Below are 17284 nucleotides of genomic sequence, written 5' to 3'. Positions count from 1 at the left end.
GAGACCTTTTAGAAGAAGCAGTCTCTTTTTCTTGCTTTGAAATTGAGTGGCAGTTGTTACTATCCCATACCCTAACATCATATTATGTATTCTATTTTTAGTTCTTACTAGAGGTTAAACTAAATCAGCTCTTTCACAGATAAGTTTTCTAAGCTCCTCTGTTTCTTGATCGCATAGATAGCTTTCATGTAACATATCTTTTCGTAAAAACTCAGCTATTGTAAAAGCATCTCTTTTATCTGTCTTTTTAGCACTTAATGTTACAACCTTAAATTTTAAAGTATTAATAACAAGTGTAAAAAAGCCTTCTTTCTGCATTAAGTTTCTAAAGTATCTAGCATTAGAAGTAGCTTCTATTGCCATTGATACATGTGCACCATACTTGTCTTCTAGAGTGTGACATTCACTAATGAAAGCCTTATAACCTTCATCGTTAGTTTGATACACTTTCTCAAATAGAATCTCTTTCGTTGATGTTATTGCACAAACTGTAAATTGAGTCTTATGCAAATCAATTCCTACGCTAACAGTTTTGTTTTCCCAGTTAACCATTCTTATCTCCTTGCATTTATTTTTTTATACACAAAATCAAAAATGGCTCTCTGTTCGGTAGTTGTTCCATTCTCCTATTCGGTCTCAGTAAGTGGACCAGTGATTGATACGACTAAAACTCCTCATTCTCCAAAACAGTCTCATATTCTTGGACTAGTAAAACATGTCGAGTTAAAGTCTTGGCCATTCCTCAGTTGTGTGCCATATATTTTAACACACTATAGGAATATTGGTTCAACTACCTGCTATTTACCTTTTTATCACTCCTCCTAATAATAACTGGTCTATAATACCAGTACCATGTCAATTGCTTATTACATAAAACTAATAGAGGTAGATAAGGAAACCTTACCTACCATAAAGTCTTTATTATAAATCTAATTTTAGTTATTATAATATTCTCCTATAATCTTTCCACTTTCTATCAAGAAAGAGTCAATATCACCGTCAATATATAGTTGCTGTGCAGGTACTTTTAATTGATCTCGTAACCCAACAGGCCAAATTGTACCAGGAGCAATAAAAATGTCACCATTATTTAAATAATCTAATAAGAGTCTATGTGGTTCAACATTATAATTTACTCCCTTAATAATATTTGGGGTTTTTTCTAAATCAGCATACTTTTGTGCAACTGGTGTTGTAGATAAAAATTCCAAAAATTTCAAACTCGCTTCCTGATTTTCAGTAGCGGTTGAAACAGAGAAAGCAGTATCAACATTTATTGGGACATTCGTTTTACCTCCAGTTGGATTAGGAAAAGGAATTAAATTTATTTGTGAATCAATATTTGGATTAGCTGTTGCCATAGTACCTAAAGCCCAACTTCCCATAATAACCATTGCACATTTGCCATTTGCAACATCAGCAAGTGAATCTTCATAAGAAACAGCCATAGTATCATCATAACTATACTTATGTAATTCAACCATCATTTTCGCAAATGTATTTAAGCTTGGTGAATCTAATACATTTAATTCACCATTTGCAATTTTTCTAAATTCAGTATCACTATCATTATTAATAACACCAATTAATCTTTCAAGAATTTGTCCAATAGTCCAAGTTGCTTTATCTGAAAAAGATATTGGTATAATCCCATTATCTTGTAAAACTTCACAAACATGAATTAACTCATCATAAGTAGTTGGCTCATTTAGTCCATATTTTTCGAGTAAATCGGTTCTAATATACAGACCATAAACACTTAATGTCATAGGTAAAGAATAATTTTCATTGTCAGCTTGTGATAACCGTAAAACATCATCCGGGACTTGGTTTAAAAAATCTTGTCCATCAAGATTCATTAAAAATCCTTCTCTATAATATTCTTTATAGAGAGAACTTGCTGGATATACATTCGTAACATCAGGAATATCTCTGCTAGCCAATCGAGTTTTAAAAACAGTTTCAGCATCGGGTGTACTAGTTTGAATTACCTTAATATTAGGATTTTCATTTTCAAAGTCGGCAATTATTTCGTCCATTATCTCCTTTGTTTCACTTTTCATATTGAAATATTCAATCTGAACCTGTTTGTCCTTAGCTTCCGAGTCAGATTCTTTACTTGCTTGCGCAATTAGCATAGAGGAAACTAACAATAATACTGTTAAAAATAAAAAACAACGTTTTTCCATTACTTACTCCTTTTACTTGTTTATAAAATTATACTAAATACTTTAACGTTAAATGTCAAGTTTTTTTTCACAGATCTATTTTTAGATGAGTGTTAAAAATAAATAGAAATGAATAGTTTTTGAAATTATTTATATGTTATGTTTATATCAAACTTGCAAAAGTAAATATTGCAAAATATCAGAAATCAAAATAGAAAAAAGGCTTAAAAAGATGACATCAAAAATCGAATCTAGTTATAGCATAGAATGCAATTATTTATGAAATAAATACAAAATCAAGAGTATAATATCTATACTAATATAAATTATCCCATAATTCTAATTAACAATAAAAAGAAGGTGTTTTGTAGTTTGAAAATTTCTTATATTAATCTTGACGTTTATCGATAAACTAATTAATATACCAAAGAGGTACAACTATGGAAGCACAATTTAAACAACAAAATAATTCAATTTATTTTAAAAATCAAAGAATAACTTTTTTAACTGATTCTCTTGTAAGAATTGAATATTCTCCTACAAAATCTTTTGTTGATAGTAAAACTCAAATGGTAGTTAATAGAGACTTCTCCCCTGTTAATTATTCAATCCATCAAGCAAATGATTTTTTAGAAATTAAAACAAAAGCCCTTTTAGTGGAAACAAATGGTAAAGAATTCACCTCTTTAGGTCTTAAAATCTCCTTAACACAATCTGAAGAACTTTATCATAACAAATATAATTATGGTGATAAAATAAAGACTTTGAAAGGAACAGCAAGAACTTTAGATGAAGCAGATGGAGAAATCGAATTAGAAGATGGGATTTTTTCTAAACGAGGTTTTTCAGTAATCGATGACTCTACTAGCATGTTATTAGAAGATGACTTCTTTAAACCAAGAAAAGAAAAGGACGCCAAAGATATTTATTTCTTCGGATATAATCATCGATATTTAGAAGGTTTAAAAGATTTTTATAAATTAACTGGAAAAACACCTATGATACCACGTTACACACTTGGAAACTGGTGGAGTAGATATTATAAATACACAACTCAAAGTTATTTAGAACTTCTTGATAGATTCAAAGAAGAGGACATTCCTTTTTCTGTTGCTGTAATAGATATGGACTGGCATTTAGTAGACATTGATAAGAGCTTTGGTAGTGGCTGGACAGGGTATACTTGGAATAAAGATTTATTTCCAGATCCAAAGGAATTCCTTGAAGAATTACATAGAAGAGCACTAAAAGTTACATTAAATGATCACCCTGCCGAAGGAATTAGATCATTTGAAGACAACTATGATAAAATGGCTGAAGCTATGAATATAAAAAATAACGAAGCCGTTCTATTTGATGCAGGAAGTAAGAAATATCTAGATTCACTTCAAACAATCATCTTAGAACCTTTAGAAAATGATGGAATTGATTTTTGGTGGATTGACTGGCAACAAGGAAACACATCTAGAGTCGAAGGTTTAGATCCACTTTGGATTTTGAACTATCATAGATTTAATGCAAATAAAAAAGACAATAAACGTCCAATAATTTTCTCAAGATATGCAGGTGTTGGTTCACACAGATACCCTATTGGTTTTTCTGGGGATACATACATTACTTGGGAATCATTAGCTTTCCAACCTAAATTTACTAACTGTGCATCTAATATTGGTTATGGTTGGTGGTCTCATGATATCGGTGGACACATGGGTGGTTACAAAGATAATGATTTAATGGCAAGATGGACTCAATATGGAGTATTCTCCCCTATTATGAGACTCCATAGTAGTAACGAAATCTTTAATGGGAAAGAGCCTTGGAGATTTAACAAAGAAACTCATGAAACAATGAACAATTTCTTGAGACTTAGACATCAACTTGTTCCATATCTTTACACAATGAACTATGAAGCTTGGAAAAACGACACTCCATTAATTCGCCCAATGTATTATTATCATGGAGAAAAGGAAGAAGCTTATAATATTGAAACTCAATATTATTTTGGTCAATCTATGATTGTCTCTCCTATCGTAACTAAACAAATAAAGTTATTAGGTATGGCATCAACTTCTGTTTGGTTACCTGAAGGTAATTATTATGACTTCTTTACTTCTAGAAGATATTCTGGAAACAGAACTATTAAAATGTATAGACCTATAGAAGCTATCCCAGTACTAGTTAAAGAAGGAAATATAATAATCTTAACTGATGAACAAAGAGCAGATATCAATCCTAAATCACTAGATATAAGATGTTACATGGGTGATAATGGCGAATTTGTATTATATGAAGATGATAACATTAGTGAGAATTACAAAGAAAACAAAAATGTTACGACCAAATTTATAAACAATTATTCATCCAAAGAATTTATAATTGAAAAAAGTTTGGGAACATTAGAGCTAATACCTAAAGTTAGGGATTATAAAATAACATTTGTTGGAATGAAAAATACTAGTTTCAAAGTTTACAATAATAACACTGAAATCTATAGTACCTCTTCATATGACGACAATAAAAAAGAACTAACTATAACTATTAAAGACATTGATATAAATTCAAATACAAAAATTACATTCTCTGAAATAAATTTAGATAAAATAGATAAGATTGAAAGTTTTAGAGAACTATTAGATCGTTGTGAAATGAAAATTAGATTAAAAGATAAAATATTTAAGATTTTACAAGAAAATAATCTAAATTCAATCTTGTCAAATTTAACTAGTTTAAATTTAAATGAAGATTTATATAACGCAATAATTGAATTATTATTAGCTTAAAAAAAAACAGGGTAAAAGAATAATTTGTAGTTATTTTTTTACCCTATTTATTTTCTTTCTTTTTTATGTAACTAATAAATAATAAAATAACACTTGGAATTAAAAAAATAATAAAATCAAAATGATTTATATTTTTTTCAATTATATAAGATACAATATTAAATATGATCAATGAAAAAATCATAATAATACTGCCTAGAACTTCTTTTTTTAAAGCAATAAATGCTCCAACGGCATAAATTTCTGGAATAAAAATTAATTTTAAATAGTCTTCAATTCCAAATTGACTTGAGTGACCAATAAAGTTTCCTATAAAATTTATTATAAAAAACACAACAATAAATAGCCCTAGTATTTTTGAAATCACTGCAATAATTTTCAGCAATTTATTATTTTTTAGACTGTCCATTTAGCCTCCAAATAAAATATACTCTCGATAAATTTGCCAAAAAGTAAAACAACACAAAACTAATTATTTATTATATATTTCCATAATTTATCATGCATTTCATAACTTATATTTTTTAATAGTATAACCAAAAAGTTTTTTTACTTATAAATGAACAATCTACTCATGATAAAACAAATCAATTACCTAAATTATTTGTGCAAAATATTATCTGAATACATATGAATATCATCTTTACCATTTTTCTTTACATGATATAAAGCTTTATCTGCATTCAACATCATCTCTTTATAAGTATTTTTACCACCAGCACCTTGACCAACACCACAAGTCAAGCCGGCACTAACGCTCATTTTAGCTTTAGGATATTGTTTAGCAAAATCAAATACTTTTGTTTTAATCTTTTCAAGAATATCTACAACTTCATTCTTCTCTCGATTTTGGAACCCTATGACAAACTCATCACCACCGAAACGACAAGCAACTTCATCTTCTCTAATATAAGACTTTATAATCTTAGCGACTTTTACTAATACTTCATCTCCAATAATATGACCATAAATATCGTTTAATTCTTTAAAGTTATCTAAATCTAAAATCGCTAAATATATTGGAGTTTGAGCTTTGGTTAACAATTCATCTATTTTACAATTTCCAGCCATTTTAGTATTCAAAAGAGTCAATTGATCAACCTGATTCAATTTTGTCTTAATAATATATACTAACATAATTTTTAACATCACTATCGTTACAACAACGAAAACAGCACCCCAGAAAAGTATTTGCGATAAAATAATAATAAATGAATCAGGATGTTGAACTTTTGAAACAAAATAAAAGATTGCACAATAACCTATTAAAAACGAAAAAATTAAAATATGGAAAATATTATTAATTACACTAATTTTTTTAGAAATAACTCCAAACTCAGTTTTCTCCTCTTTTCTAAACAAGCCAAAAAGATAAAGACATCCAATTAACAATAAAATACCAGCAATGATAAATAATTCACTCAACATAAACAACTTCCCCTAACCTTTAATTCATTATACCAATAGTTTCCATAAAATAAAAGAAATTACAAAATATAAACAAAAAATTAATATTTAGATATAAATACAATTTTGAATGGATTAAAATCTGGTATATATTTTCTTCGAAAATTTATGAATAACTTTTGTTCCCTTCCCATTTCTAATAGCTTTTAAGACATTAGGAACATCTAAAACTTGCGTCCCTCCTAAAATAGTGACATTAGTGTCTTTGTAAAGAGCTTCATTCATGATAGTTGAAGGGCCTAAAATTGCTACTTTTTTATCATACCCTTTAATTCTTTCACATATTTGGTAAAACGTATTATTTATAAAACTTGTTGCTGTAATAATTAAAGCATCAGCTTCATGCTTAACAAAAGAATAGAAAACCTCTTCATCTCCTATATGTTTACCAATATCATAAGATATAACAGAAACACGCTTTTCTTTAGCTTCATCTACGATAGGTTTGAAATACCCAATCATAGCAAGTTTACCATTATCATTCACACGTAAGTCTTCAAAGAGAGTATTATTATCTTCACTAAATCTATTAGCATAATCTTGTGTGAGGGCATTTACCATAGCTATTACAATAGATCGACTTATAAAATCTTTATTTCTTTTAAGAGAGATTAATAAATCATAACAAGATCTATTTTCAAAATCTTCTTCAATTTTATAAACACTACACCCCTTATTGCTATCTAATAAAGTACAACATACCCCACATTGATTATTTTTTAAAACTACAGCTGTATAACCAAGCCCTATATTAATAGTATCAACAACATTTTGCTTTGCTTGTTCACTAAACAACTCTATAATTCTCTCATCAAAATTTATCATATATTTAAAATACCACTAAAAAATACATTAAGCAATAAAAAAACAAATGTCAGAAACTCATAAAATCTAACCATCTAATTGACTTAATAGAAAAGAAATCAATAAAAGGTTTACTTGACTTAATATGTAAAATAAATTACTTAATGAGAAATTCACACAGAAGGCTTATTAACAAAAAAAAGAATAAGCTATTAAATGATAATTAAATAACAATATTTTATAATTTATTATTGAAAAAAAACTAACCTCTTATTATCTTAATAGCATAAGAAGGAATATAAATAGTGGAAAATTATAAAAAATATTTAGTACTAGCAAGAGATAAATCAAATTTAAAAGAGTTTGCTAAAAGACAAGAAAGTATATTTCAATTAGAACATGCCAAATCAGATGCCTTTAATACTGCAGGCCCGACTAGTCAAATTTATATTTCTACTTCACTTAAATTATTCGATCTCTATATTGAAGAAGAGGAGTTGGAAGAAGCTTTAGATATTGCTAAAGAATTATTTGATCTTGTCAAAACATCAAGTGATGTTGCTACAAAGAGTAAAGTAATAATTAACTTAGGACTAGCATATTTAAAAAATGGAAATATTGCCGAAGCAAAAAAAATAGCTACTGAATTTACTTTTCATGAGCTTAATCCTTTATATCCTCAATACTGCTTATTTAGGGCAGCATTAGCTCAAGTATACAAAAACAAAGATGAAGAACTTAATTTTCTTCTTCAATCATATACTTCAGCCATTGAAAAAGACCACAATACTGAAGAGCTTTCTAATATTTTAATTGCTATTGCCCTATTCTATGAAAGAAATGGAATGGTTGAAAAAGCATATCTATCATATTTAGAAATTTTCCATAAAGCTAGGTCTATGTCATTAGACTTTACTGATGAAGAACGTTTTTCTTTTATTATCAGACTTTCTAGACTTGCTATAGAAAATAATAACACACCTTTAGCAGTTAATCTTTTAACAGGATCCTTCCCTGCAATGAAAGAAAAACTATCTAAGTCTCACCCATTATTAAAGCTTGCTGTTTTAACTTTAAAAAAAACAGAAAAGACAAACTAATTTATCTAGCTTGTCTTTTTTAGTGTATTTTTATATTATAACTTTCAAAGGGAATGAACGTCTCCCTGGATTTATATCCAAACTGCTATTAGCTGATGACTTCTGTTAATGTAGCAGGGGCATCTTTTTTTTGCTCCAAAAGGAGAATTTTAATGCTATTTAGTCTTGCTTTAATTACTATTTTAGGTCTTCTCTCGAAAGTAATTTTTAATAAAATTAAGCTTCCATATATAATTGGAATGCTATTTATAGGTGTATTATTAGGCCCGTATGCTCTAAATATACTAGATCCAACATTAACTAGCATTTCAGCTGATTTGAGAGAAATTGCCCTTATCATAATTTTAATGAAAGCTGGGTTAAGTCTTGATATAAATGATTTAAAAAAAGTTGGCCGACCTGCTATTTTATTATGTTTTTTACCAGCTTCCTTTGAAATAATTGGATATTTATTAATAGCTCCTAATCTAATTGGGATATCTCTTTTAGAGGCTGGAATTATCGGTTCAATTATGGCCGCAGTATCCCCGGCTGTTGTTGTTCCTGCAATGACAAAGTTAATTGATGAAAAAAGAGGCACAAAAAAGGCTATTCCACAAATGATGTTAGCAGGATCTTCCGCCGATGATGTTTATTGTATAGTTATATTCACTGCCTTAGTTGCTTTAGCTAAAGGTGGAGAAGTACACGCCATATCATTATTCAAAGTTCCAATTTCTATGCTTACGGGGATAATTATTGGAGGTGTTAGTGGTGAACTTTTAGTTAGATTCTTTAAAAGATTTCATATGAGAGATACTGTCAAAGTATTATTACTTTTATCAATTAGTTTCTTATTTATAACTTTGGAAAATGCTCTAAAAGATATAGTCCCTATATCAGGATTATTATCAATAATAAGTTTAGGCTTAATTATAAAAGCACACCATCCTATTTTATCACAGAGACTAACACCAAAATTCTCAAAACTTTGGGTTGGTGCAGAAATCTTACTTTTTGTATTAGTTGGTGCTTTAGTAAATGTAGAATATGCAACTCACGCAGGTTTTGCTATGATAATAATGATATTTATAGGACTAATGTTTAGAACAGTTGGAACTTTTATAGCAACATTTAAAACAGGACTAACAATAAAAGAACAAGTATTTTGTCTTTTTAGTGAATTGCCAAAAGCAACTGTTCAAGCTGCTATGGGGGGAGTTCCTCTAGCAATGGGACTTTCAAGTGGTAACTTAGTTTTAACTTTTGCGGTATTAGCAATTATTATAACGGCACCACTTGGTTCATTTCTAATTTCTTTTTCTTCAACAAGATTTTTGGAAAAAGAATAACCTTAAATAGATAAAATTATAGTATTCACAATTCTACACTAGCAAACTACAAAACTATAAGTTACAATATTATAGGTTATTTAGAATTTTTATATTTTATTTTATGTTAAAATTTATGAAGTTAAATTAGACAAAAATAGCCATAATATTATAAATTGCAACAAAAATGAACGAAGATTAAAAATCTATATAGCAAAACTGATATTAAATTAATTTACTATTAGTTTTTAGTGCTTGTACAATAAAGACTAAACATGAGGTATCATATGAATATTAAAAGTAATAAGAGAAAAATAATACTACTTATTCTCTCTGTACTCATCATTACATTACTAAGTTCTTGTAATAAAAAAGAAGCAGAGACAACATTAGAAGAATCTACTACTATTACTACACCACAAACAATTCAGCCTAAAGAAGCTGCAGTTGAAGAAACAACGGTAGTAAAGGAAGAAGAGGAAGAAGTCTTTGATGAATCTGAATTGGGTTACACTGTTAAAGATGATCAATTATTCTTAAACGATAGAGCTCTGCCTGCAGGAAAAATAGCTACTACTAAAAAAGAAGCAGATAGAACAACATATCAATTTTATGACGGAGCTGCTTTAATTATTAAATCTAATGGTGATTTAATAGTCGACTTCCCTATTAGAATCACTTTATTAATTGATAAAGACTTTACAACTTTTAAAACTCTCTATAAAGGAAACCCTTTAACAAACGCCACAATTTATGATTTCATTACAGCTGACAATTGGTACACAATCGATTATGGTGATAATACAACTTTAAATTTTGATAATTCAACTCTAATTTTTAGTACTAATAACTTAGAAATCAAACAAGATCAAAATAGTAGTGAAACTATATTTAAAGATATTATAATTAGTACTAGCAACATTAAAACTACCGATGCCTTAACTAGTATCATAAAAATAGAATATGAAGATGGTAATCAACTAACCCACATTATTGGTGGCAGTACAACATTTATTTTTAAATCAGGTACTAGTATTGAATCTGATGGTAATACAACAACAATTTCAAAGGATAATGAAACTACAGTTGTAACAGGTGAAATTAAAGGTATTAACTTTAATGAAGAAACAGGTGAGATTTTTCTTGAAACTACAGAAGAAAGTGTCAAATTTGATACAACTGGTGAAATTATAGAAAAGAAAAGCCTTGTTAGCCCTCCTGTTGAAGAAACAATTGAAGACAATCAAGAAGATCTTATAGAAGATTCTTCTCTTGTTGCAAATGAAGAGAGTGAAAGCGCAGAGACAATAGAGCAACCTACTGAGGTTATAGAAAATGAACAGTTATCACAAGATTCAATTGAAAATGAAGGTCCTCAATCATTTGAACAAGAGACAATTGGAGAATGGGATTTAGAAGAAATTGTTAATCCATATAGAATTGGTGCAACAGCTAATTTTACTTTCTTACAGGTTAGTGATATGAACTCTGATTATGGACTAAAGGGAGAATTCATAATAGAAAATGAAGTTGTAGATGGCACAGTAATCGGTCTACAAATTGGTTTTGGAGCGGACCACTTTTCAACTTCTGGATCCTTAGAAAGCGGTTTTTATAAAGAAATAAGTACTTTAGCTACTTTCTCACAAGAATTTACCCCAGCCCACTCTAAAACTGCATATTTTTACAAAATAGGAATTGGATCGTTAATCCCTTTCAGTGAAGGAGATAGTGAAACTCCATATTTCAAAGTAGCACTTTCTGCTGGAGTTAACTTCAATATAGATGCTAATTGGTTACTTAGATTAAGTGGCGAATTCGCTATTAACTATAGAACTGAAATAGTTACAAGTGAAGCAGCAAGTATTGGTTTATTTTACAAGTTTAAATAATTTATAATATAAATTTCAAAAAGGTCTCTTAAGGATATACCTGAAAGAGACCTTTTTTTTATAATTTAAAAAACATTTCCCATTTATTTAATTTTTCACTTACCTTTAAAGTGTAAGCTGGACTTGTTGAGGGTAAACTTTTAAATATAATATGAGTAGGATAATAGTTAACATGCTTTTTGTACAATTTTTCTGCCGTTTTGCCATTAAAAGCAACTTTTTCAATAGTAGGATAATTTATTAATAAATCTTTAATATTATTTGCTTCTACATCTTTGATATCACTATCTAAAGATCCTTTTCTATAACAAGTTTTAACAACATCCCACAAAATAATATTATGTTCTTTAATAAATTCTGTTTTATCTTTGTAAGAAGTTAATGAAGGACCTTTAAATAATGATGAAATTATATACCAAAAACTATTATTTTTATTACCGTAATATTCAAACTGCTTTAAAGAAATCACACTTGGAGCTGATCCTAAAATTAAATACCTAGGATTCTCTCCTATTATAGGGTCAAAGCCCTCAATCATGATAAATACCTCATTGTTGCAATAGCACAATTAATACCATCTAGTGCTGAAGAAACAATACCACCAGCATATCCTGCTCCTTCTCCACAAGGGAATAATCCTTCATTACTCATAAAAGTTTCTTTATCCCTCAAAATCCTAACTGGACTACTTGTTCTAGTCTCACTAGCTATTACTAAAGCTTGAGAACTTGAAAACCCCGGTATCTTTTTATTAAAAGAAATAAAACCACCTCTTAAACATTTAGCAACTTCTTTAGGAAAAATTTGGTTCAAATCTTTAGATACAATTTTGCCCAAATAACTAGATTTAGGTAAATCTTTACTTTCAACTCTGTTAATAAAATCAGACACTCTTTGAGCTGGAGCTGTTAAATCAGAAGAGGTTAAATCAAAAGTTTTCTTTTCAATATTTTCTTGGAATTCTAACATAGAAAGCGGATTATTATCTTTATCTACATCTTCAACTCTTATTTCAGTTACAATAGCACTATTGGCCCATTTCCCACCACGAGAAGAAGAGCTCATACCATTTATAAGTGAATATCCATTTTCAGTTTGAGAAGGGACTATAGAGCCACCTGGACACATACAAAAAGAAAAAACACCACGATCATTAACTTTAGAAACTAATCTATACTCAGCAGGTGGTAAAAACTTACCTCTTCCATTTTTATTTTTGTATTGAACGCTATCTATAAACTTCTGCGAGTGTTCAACTCTAAGTCCTACTGCAATAGATTTAGCCTCAATAGGTATATTTTTTTTGTATAATAATTTATAAATATCTTTAGAAGAATGGCCTGTTGATAAAATTACTGGTCCATAAAATTTTTTACCAGTTGCGGTAGTCACACCAATAATGGTAGATTTTTCTTGAATTAAATCAACAACTCTTTCATTAAAATAAATTTCACCACCATTATCAAGAATTGTGTTTCTCATATTTTTAATAATACCGGGTAATTTATCTGTACCTAAATGAGGATGAGCATCAGTTAAAATAGAGAGAGGAGCTCCCATTTGAACGAACATAGATAAAACTTCATTTATATTTCCTCTTTTCTTTGAGCGAGTAAATAATTTACCATCTGAAAAAGCTCCTGCTCCACCTTCCCCAAAACAGTAATTAGACTGTTCATTGATTTTATCATTTAAAATCATAGAAGCTACACTTTTTCTTCTCTCTTCAACTCTCTCTCCTCTTTCAATCAGTATTGGAAAACCTCCTAATTCTAGGACTTTTAAAGCGGCAAATAAACCGGCAGGGCCCATGCCAACTATTATAACCTTTTGTTCAGAATTTACTTTTTTAAATTCAATAGGATTATATAAAGAAGGTGCTTTTTCACCGATATATAAAGTGATTGCTATATCAATTTTTATAGGTAATCTTCTAGAATCAATACTTTTTTTTGTTATCAAAAAATCTGTTAAATCTTTTTTATTAATCTGTGCTTGCTTTAAAGCAATTTGAACTACATTATTTTCGTTTTGCGCTTCTTCAGGCAAAACTTTTATATTAATTTTTTTTATCATAAAATCATATTATCAGTAATATATTTTAACAGTCAACGAACTTACCTAGTTGAAAAGGTTTTTATGATAATATACTCTTGGTCTTATGAATATTCTATCAGTTGAAAACTTATCTTTAACATTAAACGACGAACCACTATTTGAAAATATTTCTTTCGGTCTAGACAAAAATGACCATGTTGGATTAATAGGAAATAATGGACAAGGCAAGAGCACCTTATTAAAAGTTCTAGCAAATAAAATAGAAAGAGATTCTGGAACAATATCTATAACAAATGAGACAGAAATTGGTTTTCTTGAACAAGTTGTAACTTTTGATGAAAACCAAACTGTATTAGACTATTTTTACGCAAGTAATGGTCATAAAATTCAACTATTAAAAGAGTATTATAAATTATTAGAAGATCCTATTGCCAATGAAAAAAAGCTTTCAAAATTAACTTTACTCTTAGATAAAGATAATATTTGGAGCTTAGAAAATGAATTTACCTCTGTATTAGGCGAATTGGATCTTTATGATGTTAATAATAGATTGATGAGAGAATTATCAGGTGGACAAAAGAAAAAAGTTGCAATAGCAAGAGTACTTTGTAATAAACCAGATATTCTTTTTCTTGATGAGCCAACAAACCATCTAGATATAAAAACAATTGAGTGGCTTCAAAAATATTTAGCTTCTAGTAATATGACAATTATAGTAGTTACTCACGATAGATATTTCTTAAATGCAGTCTGTAACAAAATCTTAGAACTTTATAATTCTCAAATTTATATACATCCAGGTAACTATAATGAATATCTAGAGAGAAAAGCTAAAAGACTTATTGATGAAAGAAAATATCAAGATAGATTATCAACAATTTTAAGAAGAGAACTTGAATGGCTTAAGAGAGGTCCTCAAGCTAGAACTAGTAAAGATGGAAATAGAATTGATAGAATTAAAGATATGCAAAGTGAACAAAAGAATGTTGATGAAGCAGATCAAAATAAATTTTCCTCAAATACAAGATATATTGGTAAAAAAATATTAGATGTTAAAAACATTTCTAAAGCATATGGTGATAAAATTATTTTTGAAGATTTCACCTATTCTTTTACAAAAGATATGAGAATTGGAATTATAGGAGATAACGGAAGTGGAAAATCGACACTTTTAGATGTTTTAACAAAACACATTGAAAGTGATACTGGTATAGTTGATATTGGAGTAAACACGGTCTTTGGCTACTATGATCAAAATGGTAGAAATCTTGTAAGTGACAAAACAGTCTTAGAATATGTAGAAGATATTTCAGATAGAATTACTTTATCTAAAAAAAATGAAGTTACAGCAGCTCGTTTTTTAGAATTATTTAACTTCCCAACTAAACTTCATAGACTCCCTATCTCAACCCTTTCTGGTGGCCAAAAAAGAAGATTATATCTTCTCTCTCAACTTATAAAAAATCCTAATTTTTTAATCTTGGATGAACCTACTAACGATTTAGATGTTGAGACAATTGAAAACTTGGAAAACTATATTGAAGATTTCTTTGGATGCAGTATAGTTGTTTCTCATGATAGAGCTTTTCTAGACAGAACTTCTGACTATTTATTAATTATAAAAGATCATAAAATAATACAATTCCCTGGAAACTATACTAATTACATTTCATCTCCACTTTATTTAGAGCAACAAGTAAAAACAAAAGAAAATAATACTAATACCAAAGAAGAAAAACCCAAAAAGAAAAAGTTAACTTTCAAAGAAAAAAAAGAACTTGAATCTTTACCTCAAAAAATTGAGGAAATTGAAGCGCTTATCTCAACTTTAGAACAAAGTTTTGGGACAATTGAACCTACAGAACTAGGCACGCTTGAAGAGAGAACAAAGAAATATGAATCTAAGAAAAATGAACTTGAAGAATTAGAAAACAGATGGCTTTTGTTATTAGAAAAAGAAGAATCTTAATTTTTCAACAATTGAGCAAATTCACTTGAATTCATCGGTTTAGCGTAATAATATCCTTGGGCCTTATTACAACCTACTTCTTTTAAACTTGCTACATCCTCAATTGTCTCAACTCCTTCTGCTATTAAATCTAAATCTAATTCTTTAGCAATATTGACTACTAATTTTAAAATGCTTTTATTATTTTTTGAATCAGCAGATTTTTTATTTAAAAATAATAAGTCTAATTTTATAATATCAACAGGTACTTCACTCAGCATATTTAAAGATGAATATCCTGAACCAAAATCATCCATTTCAATAATAAATCCATTATCAGATAGTAATTTAACCACATTAGCTAATTGATTATGGGACTGTGCGTAAGCTGTTTCTGTAATTTCTAAATGCAACTGATTAGGTGATAAATTATATTTAGAGAGCATGTTTTTTAAATTACTAATTAAATCTTTAGTATATATATCATTTCTTGAGACATTAACAGAGATTGGAACTACATCAATTCCTTCATCCATCCATTCTCTAATTTGTCTACAAACTTCATTCCAAACATACATATCCAATTTTGTAATAAACCCGTTTTTCTCAAAAATTGGGATGAAGTCTCCAGGGCTCATAAATCCGAATTTTGGATGAATCCACCTAACTAAAGCCTCTGCTCCAATTATTTTATTTTTATGAATATTCCATTTTGGTTGATAATAAACAACAAATTGTTTTTCAGAGACTGCACCATCCATTTCTGATACAATTAATTGCTCTTTTTGCAAACTTTTATTCATATCATTTGTAAATGTTGAAAAATACTCTTTATATCGACCTTTAATAGGATCTAAAGCCATTTTTGACCAATCACACATTGTAGCTAGAGGTACTGTTCGATCAACAACTTCATAAATACCAAATTGAATACTAAGAGGTAAATTAATTGGAGCATGTTCTTTGTGTTTTGTAATTACTTTATCGATATAATCTTCATCAATTGGAGGGGGTACTAAAGCGTGAAATCTATCTCCGCTAAAGCGAGCAATAATTGAATCTTCACCAAATAATTCTGTTAAAATATTGGCAACAAATATTAAAACTTTATCTCCGTTTTGATATCCTGCAAATTGATTTATTACCTTAAATTGGACTATATCTATGCACAAAAGCATGTAGTTAATTTCAGAATTTTCTACTAAAGCTTTTTTTGCCTTAACGAAAAACCCTTCTTTATTTAATAAATTAGTCAAAGAATCATGTTGCACAGCTACGATAAAATTTTCATTTTCTCTTAAAGTTATAATATTATTCAGTCTTCTTAATATAACTTTTGGACTATATGGTTTAGTAAGGAAATCAGTGGCGCCCATCTCCAAACAAGCAATCTCTGCATCTACCCCACTATGAGTAGTTTGAACTATAATTGGAATATTGCAATATGGCAAATATTTACTTCGTTCTTTTAAGAATTCATAACCATTTAAAACAGGCATATTTAAATCTAGTAATATGGCTGAAACTTCTCCACAGTAGTCTTTTAAATAGTCTAGAGCTTGTTGTCCATTTTCAACACCTACAACTCTATAATCATGAGATAATATTCTAGTCAATAATGTTCTATTAATTACATTATCGTCAACAACTAAGATTAATCGCTTTCTCAAAAGAGACCCCTTGTTCATCAAACGCCTAATATTTTGTTAATAAATATTTAAATACCTATTAGTTACTTTATAATGTTTACAATGATT

General features: G+C 28.9%; 13 protein-coding genes and 1 riboswitch. Of the genes, 5 read left to right on the top strand and 8 right to left on the bottom strand.

The window, feature by feature from the left end:
- Window positions 1-114 precede the first annotated feature (114 nt).
- Both ACZ5SO_RS00975 and ACZ5SO_RS00970 read right to left on the bottom strand, forming a co-directional pair.
- On the bottom strand, window positions 115-552 hold the full coding sequence (locus tag ACZ5SO_RS00975) for an IS110 family transposase (protein WP_464626160.1): 438 nt from the start codon (window positions 550-552) through the stop codon (window positions 115-117).
- A gap of 383 nt (window positions 553-935) precedes the next feature.
- Window positions 936-2189, bottom strand: a complete 1254-nt coding sequence (locus ACZ5SO_RS00970) for an ABC transporter substrate-binding protein (protein WP_464626159.1) — start codon at window positions 2187-2189, stop codon at window positions 936-938.
- Between the two features lie 419 nt (window positions 2190-2608).
- Here ACZ5SO_RS00970 and ACZ5SO_RS00965 point away from each other — a divergent pair, with 419 nt between their 5' ends.
- Window positions 2609-4948 carry a TIM-barrel domain-containing protein gene (locus tag ACZ5SO_RS00965; RefSeq protein WP_464626157.1) on the top strand — a complete coding sequence of 780 codons (2340 nt, stop codon included), beginning with the start codon at window positions 2609-2611 and terminating at the stop codon, window positions 4946-4948.
- A 43-nt stretch (window positions 4949-4991) separates the two neighbouring features.
- Here ACZ5SO_RS00965 and ACZ5SO_RS00960 read toward each other — a convergent pair whose 3' ends face one another.
- From ACZ5SO_RS00960 to ACZ5SO_RS00950, 3 genes are all read right to left on the bottom strand, one after another.
- Window positions 4992-5357, bottom strand: a complete 366-nt coding sequence (locus tag ACZ5SO_RS00960; protein ID WP_464626155.1) for a DUF7670 domain-containing protein — start codon at window positions 5355-5357, stop codon at window positions 4992-4994.
- A 191-nt stretch (window positions 5358-5548) separates the two neighbouring features.
- Entirely contained in the window at window positions 5549-6376 is an 828-nt protein-coding gene (locus ACZ5SO_RS00955; protein ID WP_464626153.1) for a GGDEF domain-containing protein, read from the bottom strand.
- Window positions 6377-6490: 114 nt separating this feature from the next.
- On the bottom strand, window positions 6491-7240 hold the full coding sequence (locus tag ACZ5SO_RS00950) for a Rossmann-like domain-containing protein (RefSeq protein ID WP_464626151.1): 750 nt from the start codon (window positions 7238-7240) through the stop codon (window positions 6491-6493).
- 284 nt (window positions 7241-7524) lie between these two features.
- On the opposite strand from ACZ5SO_RS00950, the gene ACZ5SO_RS00945 reads away from it, so the two are divergent.
- The 3 genes from ACZ5SO_RS00945 (at window position 7525) to ACZ5SO_RS00935 (ending at window position 11521) form a co-directional block, all read left to right on the top strand.
- On the top strand, window positions 7525-8319 hold the full coding sequence (locus ACZ5SO_RS00945) for a hypothetical protein (RefSeq protein ID WP_464626149.1): 795 nt from the start codon (window positions 7525-7527) through the stop codon (window positions 8317-8319).
- Window positions 8320-8359: 40 nt separating this feature from the next.
- Window positions 8360-8431, top strand: a riboswitch (Fluoride riboswitch).
- Window positions 8432-8471: 40 nt separating this feature from the next.
- Window positions 8472-9650: a cation:proton antiporter gene (locus tag ACZ5SO_RS00940; protein WP_464626147.1), complete on the top strand. Its 1179-nt coding sequence runs from the start codon at window positions 8472-8474 to the stop codon at window positions 9648-9650.
- Between the two features lie 266 nt (window positions 9651-9916).
- Window positions 9917-11521, top strand: a complete 1605-nt coding sequence (locus ACZ5SO_RS00935) for a hypothetical protein (RefSeq protein ID WP_464626145.1) — start codon at window positions 9917-9919, stop codon at window positions 11519-11521.
- A 58-nt stretch (window positions 11522-11579) separates the two neighbouring features.
- Here the strand turns inward: ACZ5SO_RS00935 and ACZ5SO_RS00930 are convergent, their stop codons facing one another.
- Together ACZ5SO_RS00930 and ACZ5SO_RS00925 are read right to left on the bottom strand one after the other, a co-directional pair.
- Entirely contained in the window at window positions 11580-12059 is a 480-nt protein-coding gene (locus ACZ5SO_RS00930) for a DNA-deoxyinosine glycosylase (protein WP_464626143.1), read from the bottom strand.
- Window positions 12056-13597: an NAD(P)/FAD-dependent oxidoreductase gene (locus ACZ5SO_RS00925; RefSeq protein WP_464626141.1), complete on the bottom strand. Its 1542-nt coding sequence runs from the start codon at window positions 13595-13597 to the stop codon at window positions 12056-12058. Before ACZ5SO_RS00925 ends, ACZ5SO_RS00930 begins: the two co-directional genes overlap by 4 nt.
- An 85-nt stretch (window positions 13598-13682) precedes the next feature.
- On the opposite strand from ACZ5SO_RS00925, the gene ACZ5SO_RS00920 reads away from it, so the two are divergent.
- Window positions 13683-15548 (top strand): ABC-F family ATP-binding cassette domain-containing protein, encoded by a 1866-nt coding sequence (locus ACZ5SO_RS00920; protein WP_464626139.1) that lies wholly within the window; start codon window positions 13683-13685, stop codon window positions 15546-15548.
- Here the strand turns inward: ACZ5SO_RS00920 and ACZ5SO_RS00915 are convergent.
- Complete coding sequence (locus ACZ5SO_RS00915) at window positions 15545-17197, bottom strand: two-component system response regulator (RefSeq protein ID WP_464626137.1); 1653 nt, start codon at window positions 17195-17197, stop codon at window positions 15545-15547. The genes ACZ5SO_RS00920 and ACZ5SO_RS00915 overlap by 4 nt on opposite strands.
- Window positions 17198-17284 lie beyond the last annotated feature (87 nt).

It is taken from the genome of Pleomorphochaeta naphthae (assembly GCF_055396005.1).
The sequence above is the reverse complement of the archived record's forward strand: the minus strand, read 5'-3'. Positions and strand labels throughout refer to the sequence as shown.